Raw genomic sequence first — 24104 nt, 5'->3', positions numbered from 1 at the left:
TAGCTCTGGGTAGAGAGGGGGAGGATCGATGCAAGGAGAGAAGTTAAGTTACTCTCGTCTCATTTCACGTACAAAATATTTTCAAGAAAAATCATTAGAGCTTGAGAAGGAATTGATTTTTGCTAATGATCAATTGGCTTCATTAGAGAAGCAGCTCGAGTCAAGCAAAGATCACGAAAGCACGATTGCTCATCTGAAAGAAGAATTAAATCAGTTAGAAAAAAGACTAGAGACTCAAACAGAGGAATTTACGCAGATGAAAAACGAAGTGGAAGTAACGAAGGAAAGGAAGAATAGAACCGACGATTCCACTAAGATAAAGGGGTTTGAAGATCTATTAGCAGAAATGCAAATAGAGATTAATGAAAAAGACAAGCGACTTCAACATTACCAAGGGAAAATCAAGAACTTAGAAAAAAAAGCCCAGTATCTTCCTACTGAAAAGGCAGCTGAAGTGGAGGCAAAGCCAACGGGAATCGCAGATCATTTTGCGGTTAGTTATTTTAATACCTCCATTATTATTCTTGATAAACAGTCTGTCATGATTCGAGGAGATTTACAAATTGAAAATTGTGGAGGAGCCAAATTAACGAATCCACTCGTTTGTTTTCGTTTTTCACCGTCAGAAATGGCGACTTTAAAAGGGAGAATTTACCCGATTGAAGTTGCTGAAACAAAAGCGCTGGATTCAAATGATCGCGTTCACTGGGTTTTTCCAGATCATGATTGGTTAGAGAAAGCGAAAGAAAAAGGAGAGATATGGGTATCTCCATTACATCCAGTGACATTACATCCAGGTGACAAAATCGCGATTGAAAGTTTTCAAATTCCGATTAAATCTGAATTTAAAGACCCTGTTATTATTGAAGGTTTTGTGTATTTTCAAAGTAATAACTATCGAATGAAAGTATCCAATCAAATAGCCTTGAGCTACTAATATAGATGTCGCCCATACCCACTATCCTCTTCTTGCATAGGATAACGTGAAGTAAGAGGATAAAAGGGGGAGGTTTTGAAATGTCTGAAAAGAAAAGAAAGCCACAAGTCATTCATGTTGACCGAGTGATTATTAAAGCGAATGAAGTCATCATTCAAGAAGAACGAGATGAGCATAAACACAGCAAAGAGGACCGAAGAGAGAATCGTCGTGATCCCTGGGGGTTTTTTGGCTCTAACGATGTTGCTGATGAGGATAGGGAACGTGAAGGTAGAGAAGATGAGGATGAGAGCAAAGGGCGTTACTGGTTCTAAGAGCAGAGGTTATCTGCTCTTTTTTTTATTTGTTTTTCTTATCCATCTTTTGCAGAAATACCCCTTCATCCTCTTTCCATTCAAGAACTAGTACATCCTCAGGATGATCTACTTTATGCTCTTTAAGTACTTTTTGGAGCCAAACTTCGTTAAATCCTGCGTCTGTTAAATTCTCATAGTCAACTTTTCCATCCGAAATAATATCAACTGACAGATACCCCTGTTCTTTTTTTAGATTGAAATCTTCCTTTGTTGGCTGCAGGTATTGTGATTTTTTTAGAACACTAATACTCCCATTCGTTTCTAGGATGGCGAATTCAACTTCTCGAAGTGAAAAAACATCTTTTTGTCTTAATAAATTTTGCAATTGGTTAATATCGAGCTTGCTTTTTTTTAATTGATTCCGATCAATTTTTCCTTTATGAATCACAATGGAAGGGTTTCCTTCTAAAATGTTTCGAGTTCCTCGAAATTTCTGAGTAATCCATTCAACAACGTAAATTAATACGCCCCATAATAGCACAGCATATAAAATGGACTGAATGTTCACATCTTTATCGTAAATTGCATTCCCAACTAATTCTCCTAGTACGAGAGAAGAGATAAAATCAAAAGGGGTAATTTGTGTGATTTGGGTTTTGCCAAGTGCTTTCGTTAAGATCAGTAAAGCAATAAAGCCAACAAGAAGTTCCACCGTAATTGATCCAATAGCCACAGGATCACCTTCTTCTCTTCAATTTACAGTCTTTCTTAGGATGTACGGAAATGGAGATAATATCATTCATTTTCAAGTTCCAAAGACACAAAAAAGACACTGGAGTATCCAGTGTCATAAATCCTTTGTCATCGTTACGTGAGGAATTCCTGCATCCATGAATTCCTCAGAAACAATGCGATATCCAAGCTTTTCATAAAAGCCTACAGCACTTATTTGTGCATTTAGCTTTGCTCCTTTAAGGCGAAGCTGGTTAGCATGGTTTTCAATTGCGTTCATCAGAAGAAAACCAAGGCCTGTCCCCCTATAGTCATGGAGCACACAAATACGTTCAACTTTGGCCAGTTCACTTAAAACTCGAATACGACCGGCTGCAACGGGTGCATTTTGATCATAAGCGACAAAATGGATGGCCTTGTCCTCATGTTCATCGATTTCCAATTCAGCCGGTACGTTTTGTTCTTCTACGAAAACCGTATGCCTAACGTGAAAGGCATCGTTTCGTTCTTTCTCAGTTTCAACAACACGTACTTCCATTAGCGGACTTTACCAAGGTGGAACGTTTCAAATACCGTCCACATCCCATTTTCAAGTTGATAAAGAAGTTGGAAACGGTCGATCATTTCTTCATGGTTAACGTCCTTCATTTGCAAACTGCCATAGACATCAGAATGCTCATCATCTGATAGGTTCTGCGCAATCGTAATGTGTGGAACAAAGTTATAATCGCGTTCAGAGAGCGCCTCTTGAGGGTTAAGCTGTCGGTGCAGATCATCAAGAACTTCATTCTCTTTCACTTTAAAGTAGATGACGTTGTTGACAGGGTTAAAAGAACCGACTTTATAAACATGCATTGAAAAAGGTTTAGATTCATCAGAGATTTTGTGTAGAACGGGTGTCAGTTTCTCTATCTCTTCTTCTGTAGCCTCAAAGCCTTCACGTAGCGTTAAATGTGGTGGGATGAGCGCATAGTGCGGATCATATCGTTTCCGAAAGGAGTTAGCGACGTCTTGTAGTTTTTTCGATGGGAAAATTGCAATGCCGTATTTCATATTCCATTCCCTCCTGGTTGATAGTCTCGATTGCCCTTGATAGACAAGTCATATAATGTTCCATTTATAATTATACCAAAAATTCAAAAATAAGAAACGATAGACTCACTTAGAGTTTAAACATGTGGAGAAGCGAACGTTTCATATCCGGTTGCCAGTTCTTCCAGAGGTGTCCGCCTTCGAATTCATCATAGAAATAATCGAATTCTCTCTCATTAATAATCTTATTTAATGCTCGATTCGGTTCAATAAAATTCTTTGTTTTCCCATCGGTGGTCGGAACCTCTGTTTCTTCCTTCCCAATAATGTGATAGAGCGAAAGAAGTTCAGGCTCTCTAAATTCTTTTACTTGATTCATGATAGCTTCATCCACATATGGAGAGTGAAGAATCGCACGACCAAATGTACGAGGATAATCTAGAGCGGCTCGAAGTGCAACCGTAGCTGCTAAAGAATCACCGATAAGCCCCCTGCCATACCCTAGATGGTACGTGGCATATTCTTCATCTAAATAAGGAACTAGTTCATTAGCAAGAAAACGCAGGTAGTCATCACTCTGCTCCCCGTCAGGATGATATTTACGCCAGCGATCCTCTACACTTTTGTAAGGAATGCCGACAATGATCAGTTCTTCAATTTCATCATTTTCGATAAGTTCATCCGCAGTTCGCCCGAGTCGTCCTAATTTAAAGTAATCGCTACCATCATTGGCGATTAAAAAGGAGTATTTGTATAAGGGAGAATAGTTATATGGTAAGTAAACTTGAAAAGGAATTTCTTCTTTTAAATACTCGCTATAAATGGTTTCGTCTTTATATGTACCTCGATTCATTGCGATGCCTCCTATAAATTGTTGCAATTGTTAGATTGTTTGACAATGCAAAAAACATTAGTGATATAATGATTCTAACACATAAGTATTTATCGTTGACAGAGAGGGGTCTTATTATGAAGAAACGCATCCATAGTAGAGAGACAGAAGCAGCAGCAAAAGCCCTGATAAAAGAACGAGGTGTAACCATTGAGGATATTGCAGAGATTGTTTATGAAATGCAATCTCCTTATGTAGATGACCTTTCCATGGACGACTGCGTCGAAAGTGTGGAAGCCGTTTTAACGAAGCGAGAAATTCAGCACGCCGTTCTTGTTGGTGTTGAGTTGGACAAGCTAGCTGAGCAGGGGAAACTCTCCGAACCACTTCAATCCATTGTGGAATCGGATGAAGGGTTATTTGGCGTTGATGAAACGATTGCACTCGGTGCCGTATTTGGCTACGGAAGTATTGCCGTTACCACCTTTGGTCACCTCGATAAACAAAAGTTCGGTATTATTGAAAAGCTAGATACAAAAGTAGGCGAAAGCGTTCATACCTTCCTTGATGATCTCATTGCAAGCATTGCCGCCAATGCGTCGAGTCGTCTTGCACATCGCCTTCGTGATCGAGAAGAAGCGTTAGATAAAGAAGAACGTGAAAAGCGAGATAAAGAAGAACGGATTGGATAATCAGAAGGGCATCACCTTGGTGCCCTTTTTCTATTATTTTCTAAAAAAAAGATTGACAGTTATTTATCGCTTCCTGTATATTAATAGTTGTCCTTACATAAACTGATCCGTTAGCTCAGTTGGGAGAGCGCTACCTTGACAGGGTAGAGGTCGTTGGTTCGAGCCCAATACGGATCACCATACATAAAATCACCAACCCTCATTTTAGTAATGAGGGTTTTTTGTATATTTTCATGAGGATGGCATAAAATCAATCATTCGTACAAGCAATCTTGAATCATCTTACATATAGATGAGTATAAAAGAGGTGATTGATAAAGTGGACTGTCATTGTCATCAAGGATTTTCATGTTGCAGTAAAAAGGAGAAAGAACCAACACCCACTCCAACTTCAGCATGTAATATATCCTGTCCCATCTCTGGAATCATTGATCGAGCATGTAACCTAGGGGGGACACCTTATGTACTTTCTGCGCAAGCAGTCCCTATGGTCATTAATATAGAGAATACCGGCCCATCCAATGCTTTTTGTACGATCACGGCAACTCTATCTGGTCCAACTGACACAGCAGGTCCTATCACCATACTTCCAGGTGAGAAAAAGACACTTGCCAATCAGAGTGCTACTACATTAACAATCGTCTGTTCGGGAGGAAATAATAACACCTGCAGAGGAGTTTATGATGGGTGTATCGTAATTTGTTAGAGTTGGTAGGGTCCACGCTAGTAGTTCATGAAAAATTTGGTATTCCTAAGTTGAAATGAGATAGACCATTCAATGATGGTCCATCTCATTTTTAGTGAGGGAAGCTTTTAGAACATTCATCGATTAGTGAGTATATTTTTATTAAATATGTAAATAAAATAAGATAAGACCTACAATTAATGAAGGTCTCACTTTACTTGGCTATTAGTGCGGTAACGGATACCTTGGTGTAATACAGATCTCACCCTCGAGAGCTGAAGCCGGATCTGTTGGCCCTATTACTATAATCGTATCAAATCGACTAACGGTAAAGTTTACACAGCTGCCTTCATTTACATTGAATGAACTTACTACATTGTCTTGGCCGCCTCTTGAAAATTGGACAGTTATAAAACTATCTGCAGGTCCGCAAAATTTAATGAATCCTGAAGCGACAAGACTACATACAGAAACGTTCGTTTGGTATACGGTAGCCGGTGTATCATTTGTTAATGTGAAATTGCAACAAAGTTTATCCTGTACAAATTCCTTTTTGTTACAACAGCTAAATCCTCCACCTTTAGAACCACAACCACAACTTCCCATTACAAAACCTCCATTATGTTTTTGTTCACTACTTTGTAGCTACTATATAGTACATGCAGGAGGATTGCTTTTGGATTAGACGGATCGATTGGGTAACATGCCTCTTTTATCACTCATTTAAAAAACTTTTGCGCTTGTTCTTTCTTTTTTTAGTGGAAGAACACTCTTTATCGCAGTCGTTATTATGATCATCATAATCTTTCATCACATATTTTAACATCATATTGTTTTCATCTTCTTGATCCCAGTCATCAAGGTGGTTATCTTCATGTGATTGGCAACAGCAGTCATGCTGGTTTTGACACTCACTATCGTGACAAGAGCCGCAGTCACAAGTAAAACAATTCTCATGACAGTTATTCTTACAGGCGTTTTTGCAACATGCAGTAAACGAAACAACAAATTTTCCAATGCATTGGTTTTTGCTATTTCCGTTACACTCAATATCAATCGAAGCAAGATCATCTAATACGATTACACGAGTATTGTGTTTTGGAACGAAGAATCTTTTGTTTTTTCCATCACTATCTTTGACAGTTACAATTATGATTGGACTACAACCTTTATCGTAAGTAATCGTAATACTACCAAACGCACATAAATTTTTGTTTGTTTTCCATATAGTAAGCCTGTTGCAATCACAGGGCAAACAAAAATCACCTTTCACTTTATCTTGAATAAACGGTGTACACGGTTTATCCACTTTTATCCCCCTTAATCACACAAGTAATTTCCCTTACAATCAGTGTATTTAGGCAATTTTTTTTGGTATAGGTGTATGTCCATAACTTATGAATACATTCATTTAACTAAGGGGGATAACAATTAAAACAGCTACAATAAAAGGTAGAGAAGCTTAAAAGGAATTTTAAAACTCTGGCAAATGATCAAAGTTATTCTCTTTAATGCCATCAGGCTCACTACGAATAATTTCTCTGCCATATTTCTCAAAAACGTCCACCCCAGCAATCCTTCCATTCTTTGCTTCCTCGAGGGCCTGAAGATAATCAAGCTCTTCGCCAGTATTGGTTTTAAATGCAATAAGATCCCCTTCCTCATTTTTTCTAACAGCCGTAATCATTCTGTCGTTTTCATTTGGTTTTCTTGAATTTTCGTTGGCGGCATTTCGAACATAATTTTCATATACTTCGTTAAATCGGTCCATCTTTGTCACTTCCTTCTAATGATTTGCGATTTTCAGCAAGTTTGGAATCTCAAGTTCCCAGCGATTTGATATTGGATTCTTTTTTGCAGTAATTTTAATTGGAGTATGAATAACTCCAGTGTCTTTAATATAAACTTCAACCTTTGCATGAAGGTGTTGAACATAAGGTGAATCGCCACTTTTTTGAACAGTCCATTTTGGGACTGTTAGGCGGGATAGTGAATCAAAATCTTGATTTGTTAAGTCTTTTGAAAGGATTCTTCTCAATATAAATTCATCTGAATTATTTAGTGCAATCATCATAACGTCAACGAGATTTTTTGGTGTTGATGTTGATAAGTATTCATCTAGCTTACCTGAAGCTTTAAGGATCATTAACTGATGAGCAGGATCTGGAGTAGGGGTTTTATGTGTCGTGCTATTGAGAAAGTGAAGACAGAAGTGACCATTAAATCCATTATCTAATGCTCCTGCTCCATGTGGCATGCCATTCATTGAAGCAGCAATGGTTCTGCCTTCATGAAGAACAATGACAGCTCTTCGTTTCCAACTCCACTCTTTATAGATTCCCTTTAATATTTGCGTATCTTCTTTCGTTAGAGGTTGAATATCGGCATGATGACTGCCAGCTCTTCGCTGTACGCGAAATGATGCGCCACTTTCAACATCAATTATTGTAAAAATAGCTTTCCGTGGTATGATTTCATTCGCTTTCTCCCATGGTAGAAGAGAAATTTCACTGTCAATTGGTCGAAGATCATGAAAGGGCTCTACCGCAAGGGTGTTTTGAGAAAAGAAAATCACGCAGAGAAAGATTGAAAAAATCAATAATCGCTTCATTAACTCCCCCCTTGGTGTCGTTCATCGTTCTTATTTTGCTCAAGCCATTTTGAACTATTCGATTTTATAAAATGGATTAATGAAGCATACTACCTTCGAGTTCAGAAGGGGGAATGAAAATGTTTTCATTACTTTTAGCCTTATCACTTGCATATTCAGTTGGTGAAGAACAGATCATTATTGTTCATGATAGAAATCGTCCTTTAAATGTTGAAAAACAGGAGCTCTTTTCAGAAGGGATAGGGAAACCTTTTTATGATGAAGAAGAACTGAATGATTTGCTTGAAAGAGTGGATGCCTCAATTTCTAATCCACCTCAAAATGCTTTTATTGATCAACATGGATCGATTAGAGAAGGTGTGAGTGGATATCGATTAAAGCGCGAAAAGTTTCAAACGAAGATTTTAGAAACATTATATCAAAAGGGGACGACATGGGTTGAACCGGATGTCGTGATTCAATATCCAAGAGTAAATGCAGAGCTACTTGCCTCGATTCGCAGGAAGGAAGTCGGCGCGTTTGTTACGCATTTTAGAAAAAGTAACGTGGAGCGGACGTCCAATATTGTGTTAGCTGCTGATGCGATCAACAACACAGTAGTATTTCCAGGTGAAACGTTTTCATTTAATCAAACAGTCGGAAAACGTACAAAGGAAAGAGGATACTTACCGGCACCTATTATAGTCAAAGGTGAATTGTCTGAAGGGATAGGGGGAGGCATATGTCAGGTATCCTCCACGTTATTCAATGCAGTTGATTTGGCTGGCGTTCAAATTCTAGAACGTTATTCTCACAGCCGAAGTGTGCCTTACGTAAAGCCTGGACGAGATGCGACGGTTAGCTGGTACGGCCCAGATTTTTCATTTCGCAATGATCATCATCAACCATTACTCATAAGTGCTAAAGTGTTAGAAGGCTCTGTCGTTATTCGTATTTATTCATCTGAAGAGAATCAATAAAAGCGGTATCGCTCTTATACTCAAGACTTCCTAACAGCTTAATAGGCATAAATCGTTATGTTCTATACGTGTCAATGCTATAATTAGACTATTATAATCTAAAGGAGACCGCGTATGGAATATAAACAACCGGACGAAGTAAACTCTTCCATGCTTAAAAACGGCTCTAAGTTAGAAACGGAAGATCTGCATCTCGAACTAATTGAAAAGAGTCGAAAGCTTAATCATATTTTTAATCACTCAAGAGACGGGCTGACGCTTTCGGATCAAAATGGAGCTCTAATCGAAATCAATCCGGCTTGCTGTGATATTTTTGAATTGGATATGGAATCGATTCAATCTAAGAATATTGGACATCATGTTGCACCAGAAGGCATCCGTACGTTTCGAAAGATGAGAAGAGAATTAGTTGAAAAAGGACATGTCATTGAGAAACTACCTGTCATTCTAGAAAATGGCAAACGCAAATTTGTAGAGCTATCGATCACCTATAAAGCTTATCGAGATATGAATTTATCAATTATTCGAGATGTGACAGAGGAGCAAATGCTACTCACTCAGTTAGTGGAAAGCAAAGATAAGTTATCCAATATTTATGAAAATGCACTTGATGGAATACTCATTTGGAATAAAGATCGGATGATTATTGATGCAAATCCAGCAGCGTGTAAGCTTTTTAACACAAGCCTGGAAAAAATGAAAACGTATAATTTGTTTGATTTTCTTGAGGGAATCAATGTTTCGATCGGCAAAACGTTTCAGGAAAAGGTGGAACGTATTGGAGAGTTGCGAGGAGATATTCAGTTTACGATGCCGGGTGGAGAAAAGAAGCAACTCGAATTCACCACGAAAAAAAGTATGGCCGGAAATATATATCTAACGATATATCGCGACATAACCCATACGAAGCAAATGATTCAAGAGATTCAGGAAAGTGAAGAGCGCTTTCGCCAGCTATTTGAAAGGGCGCTTGATGGAATGGCCATCTTTGATCAAAATGGTTCGATTGTCAATGTAAATGGGGCCTTTTGTAACATGTTTGAAGTAGACGAAGATCACGTTATCTCAACTCATTATTCTAGTCTTGCAAACGGCTGTGATCTTATTTGGGACAATTCTACAGTGTTGGGGAGAAGTGGGGAAGGAAAAAGAGTTCGTCAAAGCACAGGTGAAGTACAATTTTTTAGTTTCACACTAAGTTATCATATCTATCCAGATCATCATCTTGTGATTATTCGAGATGTGACGGAGATCAAAAATGCTGAAGAAGATCTACGCAAGACAGAAACCACGCATGTCCTGGGTGACCTTGCTGCAAGCGTTGCGCATGAAATTCGAAATCCTTTATCTACGATTAAAGGGTTTCTTCAATTACTTGAGGGAAATGAAGCTGTAAACCAGGAGCTTCTAAATGTGGTTGGGGATGAGATGGAAGAATTAGAAGGGACCATTAACGAATTCCTCCTTCTTTCAAAACGAGAATACGTATCATATGAAGTAGTGAATTTGAACGAATTAATGGCAGAATTAGTTGAGAACTTATCTCATAAAGCGGCTGATCGGAAAATTAATATCGTAGAGATTTATCAGAACGTGAATGTCGAGTGTGTTTGTATTCGGTCTCACATGAAACAAGTCATGACGAATTTGATTAATAACGGAATTGAGTCCATGCCAAACGGTGGTCAGTTACAGACAACACTGGCTAAAGTTGAGAGTGGCGACATTATGATTGAAGTGAAGGATCATGGAGAAGGAATACCTGAGCATCTAATCAATCGATTAGGCGAACCATATTACCAAACGTCAGAAAAAGGTACAGGCCTTGGATTAATGGTAAGCTATAAAGTCATTAAAGAACACGGTGGTCGAATTGAGGTAACGAGTCGAGAAGGTAAAGGAACGGTTTTTCGTATCATGTTACCAGCTAACCAGCCATTCGTTCATACAGAGGAGGAAGAGATTTGATTGAGATACAACGTATACACCATGTTAGTTTAGCGGTTACAGACATTGAGAAGGCAAAAAGCTTTTATCAGGACATCCTATGCTTAGAAGAAATTGAACGACCTCAGTTCGGTTTTCCAGGTGCCTGGTACCAAATCGGCAATCAACAACTTCACCTTATTGTTCATCCGGAGGCAAAAACGCTACGTCAAACAAATGAATTATCCTCTAAGGAAGGCCATTTCGCTTTCCGTGTGAAGAGTTATAAGGAGACGCTTCGCTGGCTTAAAGAAAAAGGTGTAGAAATTTATGAAAACCCTACGAGTAAAAGTGGATTTGCCCAAATTTTTGTAGCTGATCCTGATGGCAATTTAATCGAACTAAATACAGAACAGTAGCAAAGAAGACGCCTCTCCTGAGGCGTCTTCTTTGCTACTGATGAGAAGAAAATTCATTGTTTTCACGTTGGGGGTTAGCGCTTTTTTTCGCTTCCTTTACAACTTCTTTTGCTTTTTGTGCACGGCGTTGGTCTTCTTTGGCTTTTTCTTCAATTTTTCTAATTTCTGCTCTCGAGTGTTCCATCTCGTTCGCCTCCTATTTATATCCAGAATAAGATAAATGTTTATTTTACGAACTTTACCTTAATTTCATAAAAGAATCAAGTGTTTTCTGTTTATTCCGACATTTTATCTGTTCTCTGAACATACAATGGAAGGAAATAAACAGAGGGGGATGTTGATGGTAGCTGTATTGTTGACAATGGTCGTACTGTTTCTCGGACTGGCTTTGTTTATAGGAGTCGTATGGAATGCCATAAAAGCCGATTCTGCAAAATCTGATTTAGAAATGATATGGGAAAAGTATGAAGATGTAATTCGTAAGGAAGATGTACTCTAGCCCACTAAAGGGCTTTTTTTTGTGGAGCTGTAAAGTATAGCTGGAATGATATAGATTCACGTGTTTTCATTCCATGCAAACGGGGTATTTTAAATAAGAATTGAGGTGAATGTCATGGGAATACGGACCAAATTAAAAAGAAATCGAACTCAGAAGAAAGGAATGCCCCCTGGGTCTCTTGTGTATATAGGAGACGATCAAACAGAAGAAGTAACAATCTCGGCTATGGCATTTGATGCGAGTGGAATGGAAGCTTTTGAAGACATAACCGTCGAAGAAGTAAAAACGATGATTGATTCTGATAAAGTAACGTGGGTTAACGTGAATGGTGTACATAATGTTCAACTGGTCGACCAAATAAGTAAGCATGTGGGGCTGCACCCGCTAACAACAGAAGATATATTAAATACGGAACATCGACCAAAAATCGATTTCTTTGAAGATCATCTATTAGCGATTGTGAAAATGCTTCATTTACCTGAAGAAAGTCCAGATCTAGATGATGAGCAGGTTAGTTTTATTTTAATGGAAAATACCGTGATCACCTTCCAGGAAAAACGAGGCGATTTATTTGATCCTGTTCGTCTCCAACTGCAGGAAAGCAAAGGGCGCATAAGGAAAAGCGGAGCTGATTTTCTTTTCTATTCATTACTCGACGTCATTTTTGACCAATACCTGATTATCATGGATGAAATGGATGATCGCATTGCTCAATTAGAAGGGATGATCATGGAAGACCCTGATAATCATTCGCTTCAAGACATTAATCAGTATAAAAACACCATTCTTCAATTAAAGAAAACTGTGTGGCCGGTCAGAGAAGTAGTAAATAAGTTAATCAATCGTAAAGTTTCTTACATTAAAGAAGATATATCTTTTTACTTACAGGATATTCATGATCATATTGTTCAAGCAAATGATATGGTGGAAACTTCAAGAGGGCAATTATATGGTTTATTAGATGTGTATTATTCAAGTTTAAGTATGAAAATGAACGAAATTATGAAAGTCTTAACGATTGTTTCCACGATTTTTATTCCATTAACGTTTATTGCAGGGATCTATGGAATGAATTTCGCCAATATGCCTGAACTAGATTGGGAGTGGAGTTATCCTGCTGTATGGATTGTCATGATCGTCATTACTGGATTAATGCTCGTTTACTTTAAACGCAAAAACTGGTTCTAGGAGGAGAAATTGATGGGAAAAGTCGCTGTTGTTACTGGTGCAGGTCATGGAATAGGGAGAGGCGTTGCGATAGCTTATAGCGAGCAGGGGTATACTGTGATCCTTGCTGATGTGAATGAAGATGGATGCAAAGAAACGAAACGTTTAATGAAAGAAGTTTCTACAGAAATCATCCTAACCGACGTGAGTAAGCCAGAGTCGATCGCCAGTCTTTTTCATAAAATAGAAGAGAGATATGAGCGGTTAGATGTTTTAATTAATAACGCAGGCTTATCAGCATTTAAGCAAATGGATGAGCTAAGCGTGGATGAATGGGACAAGGTGATCAATACAAATCTAAGAAGCGTTTTTCTTGCGTCACGTGCGGCAGCACGAGTCATGAGAAAAAATAACGGAGGATCAATCGTTAACATTGCTTCTACAAGAGCGACTATGTCAGAACCGAACAGTGAAGCATATGCTGCTACGAAGGGTGGTATTGTAGCGCTTTCACATGCGCTTGCTATTTCCCTTTCGGATGATCGCATCACCGTCAATTCAATAAGTCCTGGTTGGATTGAAGTGGAAGATTATGCTTCTCTGCGTGAAGTGGATCATGAGCAGCATCCAGCAAAAAGAGTGGGGAAGCCCTCTGATATTGGACGTGCCTGTCTCTTTCTAACAAGTGAAGAGAATAATTTTGTGACAGGTGAGAATCTTGTCGTTGATGGAGGCATGACTCGAAAAATGATTTATGAACATTAATTGAGTAACAGTTAACGGACAATCCCCATTCATGTTACTATAAGAGCAGACCTTCATTAGAGAAAATTTACAGGGCGAATCATGCTTGAGGGGACGTTTTAAATGGCAAAACATATGGAATTACCTAATTTGTATGAAACAGGAATTGAAGATCTTGTGATTTCAGCAGAAAAAGTGGCTCATGTACAGCTGACGAATCCTTTGGAACATGCGATGCTTATCTTGATCAAGTCAGGCTATTCATCGATACCCGTATTAGATACAGAATATCGGCTAAAAGGTTTGATCAGTCAGCCACTCATCCTCGATTCGATTTTAGGAATTGAGCGAATTGAATTTGAGAAATTAAGCGAATTAGTTGTTGAAGAGGTAATGAATACGGATATCCCATGTATTAATGAAAAAGATGGTTTTTTTAAAGGGTTAAAGTTAGCGATTGATCACCCGTTCCTTTGCGTTGTCGATGATGAGAATATCTTTAAAGGTATATTGACGAGAAGAGCGCTTCTAAAGTTCGTTAATCGCTATTTGCATGAATCTTCTGTTCGACAGACATAATGGTTTACCCGGTGCTTAAACCGGGCTTTTTTTACATAAGTGGAGTTGAGAAAAATGAAATCGCTAACAAATCAAATCTCATATAGCATTCGAAAAAAAGAGACAAACCGACCACTTGTTCTTGGTGCCATTATTATCGGTATGTTTATGGCAGCAATCGAAGGAACGATTGTTTCTACAGCTATGCCGGGAATCGTGGGGGACCTTGGTGGGTTTTCAACATTTAGCTGGGTGTTTTCAGCGTACTTATTAATGTCTGCGATCACCGTCCTTATTTTTGGAAAGCTTTCTGATTTATTTGGAAGAAAGCCCATTTATACGATCGGCGTCGTGATATTTTTAATCGGGTCACTTTTATGTGGGTTTGCTGAGTCGATGGAAGCGCTTATCCTTTTTAGGCTGATTCAGGGGATTGGGGCAGGAGCGGTTCAACCGATTGCTCTTACGATTGTAGGGGATATGTACACAATGGAGGAAAGAGCAAAAATTCAAGGGTATCTTGCGAGCGTATGGGGGATTTCAGCCATAGCAGGACCAGCTCTTGGCGGTGTCTTTGTTCAATACTTTGATTGGGCATGGGTCTTTTGGATGAACATCCCACTTGGTTTATTATCGCTAATTGGAATTGTTCTGCTTCTTCATGAATCCATTGATAAAGAAAGAAAATCCATTGATTACGTTGGAGCGGCGCTGTTACTTGTGTCGATCAGTGCGCTTATGGTTGTTTTGATTGAAGGGGGAGTTCATTGGGCTTGGGCTTCTTCTCCGATTGTTATCCTTGTAAGCATATCGCTTATAGCCATGGTATTCTTTTTTAAAGTAGAAAAGAAAGCGAAAGAACCTCTCATGCCACTTGGAATTTGGCGAGACCCGGTTATCGCCATTTCGAATTCGGTTACCTTTACAACCGGGATGATCTTAATTGGTGTTTCTAGTTTTCTTCCTACATTTGTACAAGGAGTAATGGAGAAATCTCCTATTGTAGCAGGCTTTACGCTTACGACCATGTCAATTGGGTGGCCAATTGCCTCAACCATTGCGGGAAAGCTTGTTATAAAGATTGGGTTTAGAATGACTTCAGTGCTGGGAGGAATATCTCTTATTAGTGGGTCTATGATCTATCTTTTGATGACTCCTTCACTAGGACCAATTTTTGCGGGCTGTGGTTCGTTTCTAGTTGGAGTCGGTATGGGCTTAACATCAACTACCTTCATCGTAGCGATCCAAAGTTCCGTTTCATGGAAGCAAAGAGGAATTGCGACCGCCTCTAACATGTTTATGAGAACACTTGGAAGTGCAGTTGGGGCGGCGCTTCTCGGAGGAATATTGAATGGTCGGCTTCAACAATACCTTATGAACCATGCTACTAATGAAGAGGTGACGATTAATACAGCCAATCAATTACTTTATGAACCAAAGCGTAACAGTCTTGATCCTGCAATACTTGATCTTCTGCAAAACGGACTAACCATCTCGTTAAAATGGGTATACGGTGGTGTAGGGGTAATGGCGCTCTTAAGCTTTTTACTCGTACTTTTTCTTCCAAAGCCTACTAAAAAAGAACGCCCGGCACAATTATAAGCCGGGCATTTCGATGCGTGTAATAAATTCAATTCGATTCTGAAATGGGTCACGAAAGCTAAAGCGTTCGAATCCTTCAATTGGTGTTTCCTCTTGGATCGAAATGTTGTGTTTCTCTAATTGTGTTTTGGCATCGTTCAGGTTTTGAATTTCGAAAGCAGGATGTCGTTTGCCTGGTACGATGCTGTCTTCAGTACCTACATGTAATTCAATATCCGCTGCTCTTAGCCAGAAGCCTCCATTCTTCTTCAAAGCTTTAGGTTTTTCAATTTCAACAAAGTTGAGGACATTGATATAAAAATCTCTCGCAGTAGTTTCAGTACCTTTCGGAATACAAATTTGAACGTGATGAAGGCGTATATAGTCGATGCTCATGTCTGTTCACTCCTAAAATTGTGTTTTGAAAATGCTGTAGCAAACCTGAAAAATAAGGAGAATTGTCATCGAACGCAGTAACCAGTTTACTTGTTTAAACGAAAGTTTATTTGCCATTCGAACTGAAATTTGAGCACCCGTTATCGATCCAGCAGCAAGTGGGAGGGCAATTCCCATAATGAGATGCCCGCTTAAAAAATAGACGACTACGGCCCCAGTACAACTTAGAAAGGTATTAAAGCGAGTTAATCCTATGGATGTAAGGTAGGAGATGCCGCTTTGCCGAAAAAGGTGCATTTGAAGTGTCGCCTGTCCAGGACCGAATGTACCGTCGTACCATCCGATTAGCCCTATAAATGGTAAAGTTTTCATAGGAACGATACGAGAAGATTGAGTGGATTGCTTTTTTTTCTTAAAGGACAGTGCTAATGCAAGTAAGAGCATTCCTCCGGCAAAAATTTGCAGGGCCTGTTCTGAAAGTGATGAGGCAAACAGGCCCCCGAGTATACCCCCGCTAAGTGCAATTGGACCCGTTTTTAATGCTTCCCTCATTGATAGCTCTTTCCGCTTCAATAATACATAAAAGCTAGAGAAGGAACTTAGCATATTTGAAAATTTGTTTGCCGAAATAATGGAGTGAACGGGAAGACCGAGTAACATCATCGCGGGAACATTAATAAGCCCCCCGCTTCCTGATAATGTACCGACAAATGTCGCAATAAGTCCTATAGCAAACAAGAAAACTGTTTCCATCTCTATCATCTCCATTTGATTGATCTCATTAATAGTATAGTCTCCTTCACTCCATAATGAAATTAGATTATAATGATGAAATACAATAAGTTTCTCTTATGGATAATGGGTTATGTAGAAAGGGGGAGTTCGATGAGCTCGGAATATCAAGTGCTATCGATCCTTGCAGAAGAAGCGAATATGCGTAGAGCAGCTGAACGGCTATATGTGTCTCAACCAGCGTTAAGTCAACGACTTCAATCAATTGAAAAGGCCTGGGGGGTTCCGATTTTTCTTCGATCTCAAAGAGGATTAACGATTACGCCTGCAGGTGAACGGATTATTGCTTTTGCTAATGAGACGATTCGTAGAGAAGAAAAAGTGTTTGAAGCATTAACGGCATTAAGTTCAGAAGTTCATGGGACGTTAAAGCTAGCCGTCGCGTCAATTATTGGCCAGTACTGGCTACCAGCTGTATTAAAGAAGTTTGTTGAACATTATCCTAGTGTGAAGATATCACTTGTTACAGGGTGGAGTAGCGATATTTTACGCTACTTGTACGAAGATGATATTCACATAGGCATCATACGTGGAAAGCCTGATTGGAGAGGGAGAAGTCAGTACTTACTTTCAGATGAGCTTTACCTAGTAGATACAGCGATACAGTCAATGGAAGAATTAAAGCAAACGGAAAAACCATTTATTCAATTTAAAAGTGATTCCACTTATTTTCAGGAAATACAAGAATGGTGGCAAACCCAGTCATTTGCACCACCTAAAAAAACAATTGTCGTCGATCAAATTGAAACATGTAAACAAATGGCTCTCAATGGGATCGGATATGCTATCTTACCTTCCATTAGCATAACTGAAAATGATAAAGAGTATTTTCGTATTCCTTTAAAAGACGGAGAAGGTTTACCTTTAAAAAGAGACACGTGGCTATTAACGAATGATACGGCCATGCAGTTGAAGCAAGTTCAAAAGTTTGTAGAATTATTAAGTGAGTAGCCTGTAAGATTAGACTTCACGTATGTGATCATGTACGATAAAATGAGTAACATGCTATTTATGATAAGCATGATGAACAAAGGAGGAATTATCCAATGAAAATGATGGATGCAAACGAAATTATTAGCTTTATTCAAAACAGCGAGAAATCTACTCCTGTTAAAGTACATATTAAAGGGAACCTTGAGGGAATTGACTTTGGTAGCAATACAAAGTCATTCATTACAGGGAATACGGGTGTTCTTTTCGGAGAGTGGAAAGATATTAAGAAAGCACTTGAGTCTGAAGCTTCCAATATTGAAGATTACGTTGTAGAAAATGATCGTCGTAATTCTGCCATTCCGATGCTTGACCTTAAAGGGATTCAAGCTCGTATTGAGCCTGGTGCAGTAATTCGCGATCAAGTGGAAATTGGCAACAATGCTGTCATCATGATGGGTGCAATGATCAATATCGGTTCCGTTGTAGGTGAAGGAACAATGATCGATATGAACGTTGTACTTGGTGGACGTGCAACGGTTGGTAAAAACTGTCATATCGGTGCTGGTTCTGTTCTTGCAGGGGTTATTGAACCGCCGTCTGCAAGCCCAGTTATTATTGAAGACGATGTCGTCATTGGTGCTAATGCTGTCGTGCTCGAGGGTGTAAAAGTAGGAAAAGGATCCGTTGTAGCCGCTGGTGCCATTGTAACGGAAGATGTTCCTGAGTATACACTTGTTGCTGGAACACCTGCACGTGTACTTAAGAAAATTGATGACCAAACTCGTTCGAAGACAGAAATCAAAAAAGAGCTTCGTCAGCTACAGAACGACTGATTCTGATGGATATCTCATCTGTTCGAAGAGATTTACATCGTATTCCTGAATTAGGTTTCCAGGAATTTAAGACGCAGCGTTATTTGCTTCATTTTATTGAAAACTTGCCACAGGACCGTCTTCAGGTGAATACCTGGAGAACGGGTATCCTTGTGCGAGTGAATGGCGATAATCCTTCAAAAACAATTGGTTATCGCACAGATATAGATGGACTTCCAATTAAGGAAGAGACAGGGTATGAGTTTGAATCGGAGCATGATGGTTATATGCATGCATGTGGTCATGATCTTCATATGACGATCGCCCTCTCAATCCTTGAATACTACGCTTCTCATCCTGTGAAAGACAATTTACTTTTCGTCTTTCAGCCGGCAGAAGAAGGTCCCGGCGGTGCACTACCAATGCTTGATAGTGAAGAGTTTAAAGCATGGAAGCCTGATCAAATGATTGCGCTCCATATTGCACCTGAATATCCGGTTGGCACGATTGCAACAAGACCTGGTTTGCTTTTTGCTAACACATCTGAGTTATTCATTGATTTAACTGGTAAAGGAGGGCATGCTGCGTATCCGCACCACACACGTGATATGGTTGTTGCAGCTAGTCATCTTGTCACCCAGTTCCAATCCATTGTAGCGAGGAATGTTGATCCACTCGATTCAGCTGTTGTGACAGTTGGGAAGATTGATGGTGGGACGAAGCAAAACATCATTGCAGAAAAAGCGAGACTAGAAGGTACGATTCGTACACTTTCGGCAACTTCAATGTCTGAAGTGAAGAACCGTATTGAAGCAATGGTAAAAGGGATTGAGGCATCTTTTGAATGTGAAGCTTCCATTGATTATGGCTCAAACTACTATCAAGTGAACAATACGCCAGCGCTCGTACAGACGTTTATGGATCAAATGACGCGGCTCTCTGACGTATCATTAGTAGAATGTCGGGAAGCCATGACTGGTGAAGATTTTGGTTATTTCTTAAAAGAAATTCCAGGATTTATGTTCTGGCTTGGTGTGAATTCTTCATCAGGTCTTCACACATCTACATTAAAACCAGATGAAGCGGCAATAGAAACGGCGTATCTTGCGCTAACATCCTATTTAAATGAAATAGCAAATTGAGTTTGTAAGCCTTCAGGTTCTATATACCTGAAGGCTTTTGTTGTTTGGCGTATAAATTAACGAACGTTGGTGAACATAGAAGGGTAGCAGTTACATAATAAAAGAGGGAAGGATTGATTAAAAATGAAACGGATTGCTGTAGAAGATACACTTTCTGATGTGGCGCAGGCTTTACAAGCAAAAGGATATGAGGTTGTATCCTTAAAGCAAGAAAGTGATGCAAACGGTTGTGATTGTTGTGTTGTTTCCGGGCAGGATCAAAATGTGATGGGGATGCAATCGGTTAGTACACAAGGTTCCGTGATTAATGCGGATGGCATGACAGCTGATCAAGTATGCCAACAGGTCGATAGTCGTTACCAATAAGAAAAAAACCCCTAATATGTGTTAGGGGTTTTTTCTTAGCTGTTTTTTTCTTTTTTTACCCAATTTCCATTGTCGTTCTTTTCATACTTTTCTTCTACAGCACTCCATGCCACTTTAAAAGCTGTTTTCTCTGAATCATATTGGTCAGAAGCAGAGTTAAAGGCTTCTTTAAAAATATCTTGAGCATGGCTAGGCAAGTTGTCTTTCACTTGATCAGGCAACTCATTTTTAGAATTGTAAGGCAAATGAATCACACTCCTTCTGTGTGATGTCATTACCCGGAGTAAAACATTGCTAAACTATTGTTCTTTCTTTTCAATAAATACTTGATGAGGGAATGGGATTTCAATACCGTTGGCGTCAAGCGCTTCTTTGATTTCTTTACGAAGCTGACGTTCTACACCCCATTGCTCCATATTCTGAGTACGGCATAGGACACGAAGTACAACATCAGATGATCCAAGACTTTGAACGCCAAGAACATCAGGCCCTTCGACAACGGCTTCATTTGTTGCAGCTACGTTGTCACAAACTTTCTGAATCACGCGAATGGCTTCGTCGATGTTATCCCCATAGGAGATTCCAATATCGACAAGGGCACGCATGTTACCACGTGAATGATTACTGAGAGAACTAATTTCACGGTTTGGCACGTAGTTTAATGTGCCATCAAAGGAACGGATGTGTGTAGTACGAAGGCCGACTTCTTCTACGATTCCACCAAAACCGCCAGCTGTGACGTAATCTCCAACATCCATCTGCTTCTCAAGAAGAATGAAGAAACCCGTTACAACGTCACTCACAAGTCCTTGTGCTCCAAAACCTACAGCTAGACCGATTATACCTGCACCAGCAATTAAAGCTTTAATATCGAAACCAAATGTTTCGAAAACAATCGCAACAGCCATAAAGAGTAGAACGTAGGTAAAAATGCTTTTTGATAAATTTTTCAGCGTATTCGCTCTTCCAGGACTCATGTTTTGTTTTTCAGATACTTGCGTAAAGGTTCTTTCAATAAATCGGTTTCCTATTGCTTTAACGATGGCGTAAATGATTAAGATCACAATAAGCTTAAGTAGAATTATTCCCGTATCCACTAAGAAACCTTCCCAATTAATGTCGTCAAATAAATTCAATAGACTTCCTCCTTTGGTCCACTATACATAAATAGGATAAGCTCACGGTCAAATTATAGCGAAAATTGTCACCACAATTCAAGTAAAGCGTTAATACGAGACGAATGAAATGTTTTTCGCTATACTAAAACTACCCTGTTTAGACCAGTGTAAACGTGGGTACGATAGTGGGGGAAGGTTAATAGTCCACATTAAATTAATTATTATTTAATATTGACTAAAAATAAAACGTGTACTATAATGTCATTTGTGGGCGAAAGCCGCAGGATATTTTCTAGGAGGGATTTACACATGGTAGAACGCATGGTAGGTAAACAAGCACCTCGCTTCGAAATGGAAGCAGTGATGACAAACAAAGAATTTGGCAAAGTAAGCCTTGAAGAAAATATGAAAAACGATAAATGGACAGTCCTTTTCTTCTATCCAATGGACTTTACATTCGTATGCCCAACTGAAATTACAGCTCTAAGCGATCGTTTCGAAGAATTCGACGATCTAGATGCAGAAGTAATCGGTGTATCAACGGATACAATTCATACACACCTTGCATGGATCAATACCGATCGTAACGACAATGGTCTAGGCGAACTTAACTATGCACTAGCTGCAGATACAAACCACAAAGTATCAAAAGAATACGGCGTATTCATTGAAGATGAAGGTGTTGCACTTCGCGGACTATTCATCATTAACCCTGAAGGTGAGCTTCAGTACTCTGTAGTGAACCATAACAATATCGGCCGTGACGTAGACGAAACACTTCGCGTCCTTCAAGCACTACAAACTGGTGGACTTTGCCCAGCTAACTGGAAGCCAGGCCAAGAAACTCTTAAATAAAATGAAGGAAACCCAGAGAGCAATGCTCTCTGGGTTTTTTTTGTGTAATCAATCCTCTTCTTTATAAAAAAACCAAACACTTTGTGAAAATCAGCTTTTCAAACCATGTTTGAAAACCGCTATAAAAACATGCGGCTTTTTGATTAGAAAAATTCCGAATTTTAGACCGAATAGGTGGTTATTTATTTCGAATTCCGATATATTATGTATATTGTCACTATTTTTTAATTACATACTGTCAGAAGGTGGTGTTGGAATGGAAACGTTTAAAAGATTAAAAGACTTCTATTGGCCGTACAAGAAACTGTTTCTTTGGTCGGTGTTTTCCCTTCTTTTTGTAACTGGTATAACTGTCTTATATCCTATGCTTCTTCAATTCACAATTGATGACGTTATCCTTAAGCAAGAATACAAATGGGTGCCTTTTCTTGCATTTGGTTTTATAGGAATCATGATTGTCAAAGGAATCGCTACATTTTTTCAACAATACTTAGGAGATCTATTTGGTGTAACAGCCGTCTATAGGTTAAGAGAAGAGCTGTATAAAAAACTGCAATACTTACCTTTTCGTTATTATGATAACGCAAAAACGGGAGACTTAATGTCACGCTTAACAGCTGATGTTGAAGGGTTTCGCTTTTTCTTATCATTTGGATTTGCTCAGGTGATCAACTTTGTTCTGATCGTCAGCTTTAGTTTAATCGTCATGTTTAGCTATTCTGTTCCGCTTGCTTTCGTTACATTAGGGATGCTTCCATTTCTCGCGATTGTCGTCTATCAGTTTGATAAGCGGGTGCACCCAGCATTCCGTGGAATTCGAAAGTCGATGGCCAGGCTAAATACGAAAGTACAAGAAAACATTAGTGGTATCAATACCGTTAAATCCTTATCGAGAGAGGACTTTGAAATCGATAAGTTTGTAAACAGCAACACGGATTATCGTGATAACTATTTAACGACTTCCTACATCTGGGCTAAATTCTTCCCGTTAATGGAGTTTATCGGAAACCTATGCGTAGTATTTCTTCTCTCGTATGGCGGTTATCTCGTCTTTCAAAATCAGCTGCAACCAGGTGAATTAGTTGCTTTCTTTAGCTTGGTCTGGTACATCATCTGGCCAATTATGAACCTTGGTTTTGTTATTAATACATTCTCGCAATCAAAAGCATCTGGTGAAAGGTTACTTGAAATTCTAGATGAGCCTGAAGATATATATGATCGTGAAGGCGCGCTAAACGTTAAACGTTTAGAAGGAAATGTTGCATTTCAAAACGTGACACATCAATATAGTTCAGATGATGATGAAGCATTGAAAAATATTACCTTTGATGCACCAAAAGGTTCGACTATTGGTTTGTTAGGCGCAACGGGTGCTGGGAAAACAACCATCACGCAATTAATTGCTCGTTTTTATGAACCAAACAGTGGTGAAGTGATGATTGATGGCCGTAATATCACTGAATATAGCTTGAAATCGCTCAGAGAAAATATCGGTGTTGTTCTCCAAGAAACATTCCTTTTCTCCTCGACCATTCGTGACAACATTGCCTACGGTGATCCTGATATTTCGTTTGAAGCGATTCAGGATGCTGCAAAGCGGGCACAGGCGCATGACTTTATTATGGAAATGCCAAACGGATACGATACCGTCTTAGGAGAGCGGGGGATGGGACTTTCTGGAGGCCAAAAGCAGCGTATTGCCATTGCTCGTGCGATTTTAACAGACCCTAGTATATTGATTCTTGATGATGCTACGAGCGCAGTGGATATGCAGACTGAGGTAAAGATTCAGAAAGCATTTGAAGAAGTGATGAAAGGTAGAACAACTTTTATCATCGCGCACAGAATTTCTTCTTTGAAACACGCAGATGAAATCCTTGTATTGAACGAAGGAGAAATTGTTGAGCGTGGGAAACACCGTGAACTAATTGAAAAGAACGGGTATTACAGAAGTATTTACGATATTCAATATCAAGATCGTAAAGAAATCATGGCCAAACAAACTGGTTGAAATGGGGTG

General features: G+C 39.2%; 30 protein-coding genes and 1 tRNA gene. 18 read left to right on the top strand and 13 right to left on the bottom strand.

Annotated features, from left to right (window positions below; translation table 11 throughout):
* The first annotated feature begins 28 nt into the window (after positions 1–28).
* Together LC090_RS13265 and LC090_RS13260 are read left to right on the top strand one after the other, a co-directional pair.
* Positions 29–937 (top strand): hypothetical protein, encoded by a 909-nt coding sequence (locus LC090_RS13265; RefSeq protein ID WP_226658525.1) that lies wholly within the window; start codon positions 29–31, stop codon positions 935–937.
* Positions 938–1017: 80 nt separating this feature from the next.
* The gene (locus LC090_RS13260) at positions 1018–1251 is read left to right on the top strand and encodes a hypothetical protein (RefSeq protein ID WP_226658524.1); all 234 of its coding nucleotides are present in this window, start codon (positions 1018–1020) and stop codon (positions 1249–1251) included.
* A 25-nt stretch (positions 1252–1276) separates the two neighbouring features.
* Here LC090_RS13260 and LC090_RS13255 read toward each other — a convergent pair whose 3' ends face one another.
* From LC090_RS13255 to LC090_RS13240, 4 genes are all read right to left on the bottom strand, one after another.
* Complete coding sequence (locus tag LC090_RS13255) at positions 1277–1966, bottom strand: DUF421 domain-containing protein (RefSeq protein ID WP_226658523.1); 690 nt, start codon at positions 1964–1966, stop codon at positions 1277–1279.
* Between the two features lie 114 nt (positions 1967–2080).
* A complete protein-coding gene (locus LC090_RS13250) occupies positions 2081–2503 on the bottom strand; it encodes a GNAT family N-acetyltransferase (protein WP_226658522.1) in 423 nt (140 codons plus the stop codon).
* Positions 2503–3018 (bottom strand): YjcG family protein, encoded by a 516-nt coding sequence (locus LC090_RS13245; protein ID WP_226658521.1) that lies wholly within the window; start codon positions 3016–3018, stop codon positions 2503–2505. The genes LC090_RS13250 and LC090_RS13245 overlap by 1 nt, the downstream gene beginning before the upstream one ends.
* A gap of 109 nt (positions 3019–3127) precedes the next feature.
* Positions 3128–3850 (bottom strand): alpha/beta hydrolase, encoded by a 723-nt coding sequence (locus tag LC090_RS13240; RefSeq protein ID WP_226658520.1) that lies wholly within the window; start codon positions 3848–3850, stop codon positions 3128–3130.
* 116 nt (positions 3851–3966) lie between these two features.
* Between LC090_RS13240 and LC090_RS13235 the strand changes: the two genes are divergently transcribed.
* Positions 3967–4521 (top strand): phosphatidylglycerophosphatase A family protein, encoded by a 555-nt coding sequence (locus tag LC090_RS13235; RefSeq protein WP_226658519.1) that lies wholly within the window; start codon positions 3967–3969, stop codon positions 4519–4521.
* Positions 4522–4625: 104 nt separating this feature from the next.
* A tRNA-Val gene (locus tag LC090_RS13230) sits at positions 4626–4701 on the top strand.
* Positions 4702–5431: 730 nt separating this feature from the next.
* Here LC090_RS13230 and LC090_RS13225 read toward each other — a convergent pair.
* The 4 genes from LC090_RS13225 to LC090_RS13210 all read right to left on the bottom strand — a co-directional run bounded on the left by LC090_RS13225 (position 5432) and on the right by LC090_RS13210 (position 7817).
* A complete protein-coding gene (locus tag LC090_RS13225; protein ID WP_226658518.1) occupies positions 5432–5812 on the bottom strand; it encodes a DUF3992 domain-containing protein in 381 nt (126 codons plus the stop codon).
* 109 nt (positions 5813–5921) lie between these two features.
* On the bottom strand, positions 5922–6515 hold the full coding sequence (locus tag LC090_RS13220) for an S-Ena type endospore appendage (protein WP_226658517.1): 594 nt from the start codon (positions 6513–6515) through the stop codon (positions 5922–5924).
* Between the two features lie 165 nt (positions 6516–6680).
* Positions 6681–6977 carry a DUF3892 domain-containing protein gene (locus tag LC090_RS13215; RefSeq protein ID WP_226658516.1) on the bottom strand — a complete coding sequence of 99 codons (297 nt, stop codon included), beginning with the start codon at positions 6975–6977 and terminating at the stop codon, positions 6681–6683.
* Between the two features lie 15 nt (positions 6978–6992).
* On the bottom strand, positions 6993–7817 hold the full coding sequence (locus tag LC090_RS13210; protein ID WP_226658515.1) for a hypothetical protein: 825 nt from the start codon (positions 7815–7817) through the stop codon (positions 6993–6995).
* Positions 7818–7936: 119 nt separating this feature from the next.
* Between LC090_RS13210 and LC090_RS13205 the strand changes: the two genes are divergently transcribed.
* The 3 genes from LC090_RS13205 (at position 7937) to LC090_RS13195 (ending at position 11121) form a co-directional block, all read left to right on the top strand.
* A complete protein-coding gene (locus LC090_RS13205; protein WP_226658514.1) occupies positions 7937–8776 on the top strand; it encodes a VanW family protein in 840 nt (279 codons plus the stop codon).
* Between the two features lie 114 nt (positions 8777–8890).
* Positions 8891–10744: a PAS domain-containing sensor histidine kinase gene (locus LC090_RS13200; protein WP_226658513.1), complete on the top strand. Its 1854-nt coding sequence runs from the start codon at positions 8891–8893 to the stop codon at positions 10742–10744.
* Positions 10741–11121 carry a VOC family protein gene (locus LC090_RS13195; RefSeq protein ID WP_226658512.1) on the top strand — a complete coding sequence of 127 codons (381 nt, stop codon included), beginning with the start codon at positions 10741–10743 and terminating at the stop codon, positions 11119–11121. The genes LC090_RS13200 and LC090_RS13195 overlap by 4 nt, the downstream gene beginning before the upstream one ends.
* Positions 11122–11155: 34 nt before the next feature.
* Here LC090_RS13195 and LC090_RS13190 read toward each other — a convergent pair whose 3' ends face one another.
* On the bottom strand, positions 11156–11305 hold the full coding sequence (locus tag LC090_RS13190) for a hypothetical protein (protein WP_226658511.1): 150 nt from the start codon (positions 11303–11305) through the stop codon (positions 11156–11158).
* 156 nt (positions 11306–11461) lie between these two features.
* Between LC090_RS13190 and LC090_RS13185 the strand changes: the two genes are divergently transcribed.
* From LC090_RS13185 to LC090_RS13165, 5 genes are all read left to right on the top strand, one after another.
* Positions 11462–11620, top strand: coding sequence for a hypothetical protein (locus tag LC090_RS13185; RefSeq protein ID WP_226658510.1), 159 nt, complete (start codon positions 11462–11464; stop codon positions 11618–11620).
* Positions 11621–11734: 114 nt separating this feature from the next.
* Positions 11735–12808: a magnesium/cobalt transporter CorA gene (gene corA / locus LC090_RS13180; protein ID WP_226658509.1), complete on the top strand. Its 1074-nt coding sequence runs from the start codon at positions 11735–11737 to the stop codon at positions 12806–12808.
* 12 nt (positions 12809–12820) lie between these two features.
* Positions 12821–13552 (top strand): SDR family oxidoreductase, encoded by a 732-nt coding sequence (locus LC090_RS13175; RefSeq protein ID WP_226658508.1) that lies wholly within the window; start codon positions 12821–12823, stop codon positions 13550–13552.
* A 102-nt stretch (positions 13553–13654) separates the two neighbouring features.
* On the top strand, positions 13655–14110 hold the full coding sequence (gene cbpB / locus LC090_RS13170) for a cyclic-di-AMP-binding protein CbpB (RefSeq protein WP_226658507.1): 456 nt from the start codon (positions 13655–13657) through the stop codon (positions 14108–14110).
* 54 nt (positions 14111–14164) lie between these two features.
* Entirely contained in the window at positions 14165–15691 is a 1527-nt protein-coding gene (locus LC090_RS13165; protein WP_226658506.1) for an MDR family MFS transporter, read from the top strand.
* On the opposite strand, the gene LC090_RS13160 is transcribed toward LC090_RS13165, so the two are convergent.
* Together LC090_RS13160 and LC090_RS13155 are read right to left on the bottom strand one after the other, a co-directional pair.
* Entirely contained in the window at positions 15686–16066 is a 381-nt protein-coding gene (locus LC090_RS13160) for a VOC family protein (protein WP_226658505.1), read from the bottom strand. The two genes, LC090_RS13165 and LC090_RS13160, sit on opposite strands and share 6 nt — an antisense overlap.
* A 12-nt stretch (positions 16067–16078) precedes the next feature.
* The gene (locus LC090_RS13155; protein ID WP_226658504.1) at positions 16079–16819 is read right to left on the bottom strand and encodes a sulfite exporter TauE/SafE family protein; all 741 of its coding nucleotides are present in this window, start codon (positions 16817–16819) and stop codon (positions 16079–16081) included.
* A 132-nt stretch (positions 16820–16951) separates the two neighbouring features.
* Between LC090_RS13155 and LC090_RS13150 the strand changes: the two genes are divergently transcribed.
* From LC090_RS13150 to LC090_RS13135, 4 genes are all read left to right on the top strand, one after another.
* Positions 16952–17809 carry a LysR family transcriptional regulator gene (locus LC090_RS13150; RefSeq protein WP_226658503.1) on the top strand — a complete coding sequence of 286 codons (858 nt, stop codon included), beginning with the start codon at positions 16952–16954 and terminating at the stop codon, positions 17807–17809.
* 95 nt (positions 17810–17904) lie between these two features.
* Entirely contained in the window at positions 17905–18624 is a 720-nt protein-coding gene (gene dapD, locus LC090_RS13145) for a 2,3,4,5-tetrahydropyridine-2,6-dicarboxylate N-acetyltransferase (protein ID WP_159782230.1), read from the top strand.
* Positions 18625–18629: 5 nt separating this feature from the next.
* The gene (locus tag LC090_RS13140) at positions 18630–19745 is read left to right on the top strand and encodes an N-acetyldiaminopimelate deacetylase (protein ID WP_226658502.1); all 1116 of its coding nucleotides are present in this window, start codon (positions 18630–18632) and stop codon (positions 19743–19745) included.
* A 123-nt stretch (positions 19746–19868) separates the two neighbouring features.
* Positions 19869–20111 (top strand): YkuS family protein, encoded by a 243-nt coding sequence (locus tag LC090_RS13135; RefSeq protein ID WP_098443214.1) that lies wholly within the window; start codon positions 19869–19871, stop codon positions 20109–20111.
* Between the two features lie 35 nt (positions 20112–20146).
* Here the strand turns inward: LC090_RS13135 and LC090_RS13130 are convergent, their stop codons facing one another.
* A complete protein-coding gene (locus LC090_RS13130) occupies positions 20147–20356 on the bottom strand; it encodes a ChaB family protein (RefSeq protein ID WP_226658501.1) in 210 nt (69 codons plus the stop codon).
* 54 nt (positions 20357–20410) lie between these two features.
* Positions 20411–21247 (bottom strand): mechanosensitive ion channel family protein, encoded by an 837-nt coding sequence (locus tag LC090_RS13125; protein ID WP_226658500.1) that lies wholly within the window; start codon positions 21245–21247, stop codon positions 20411–20413.
* 291 nt (positions 21248–21538) lie between these two features.
* Here LC090_RS13125 and LC090_RS13120 point away from each other — a divergent pair, with 291 nt between their 5' ends.
* Both LC090_RS13120 and LC090_RS13115 read left to right on the top strand, forming a co-directional pair.
* Positions 21539–22084: a peroxiredoxin gene (locus tag LC090_RS13120; protein WP_226658499.1), complete on the top strand. Its 546-nt coding sequence runs from the start codon at positions 21539–21541 to the stop codon at positions 22082–22084.
* 256 nt (positions 22085–22340) lie between these two features.
* Positions 22341–24095 carry an ABC transporter ATP-binding protein gene (locus LC090_RS13115; RefSeq protein WP_226658498.1) on the top strand — a complete coding sequence of 585 codons (1755 nt, stop codon included), beginning with the start codon at positions 22341–22343 and terminating at the stop codon, positions 24093–24095.
* Positions 24096–24104 lie beyond the last annotated feature (9 nt).

Source organism: Guptibacillus hwajinpoensis (assembly GCF_020524165.1).
In the GTDB taxonomy this organism is placed as follows: Bacteria; Bacillota; Bacilli; order Bacillales; family Guptibacillaceae; genus Guptibacillus; species Guptibacillus hwajinpoensis_D.
This window is presented reverse-complemented; position numbering and strand designations above follow the sequence as displayed.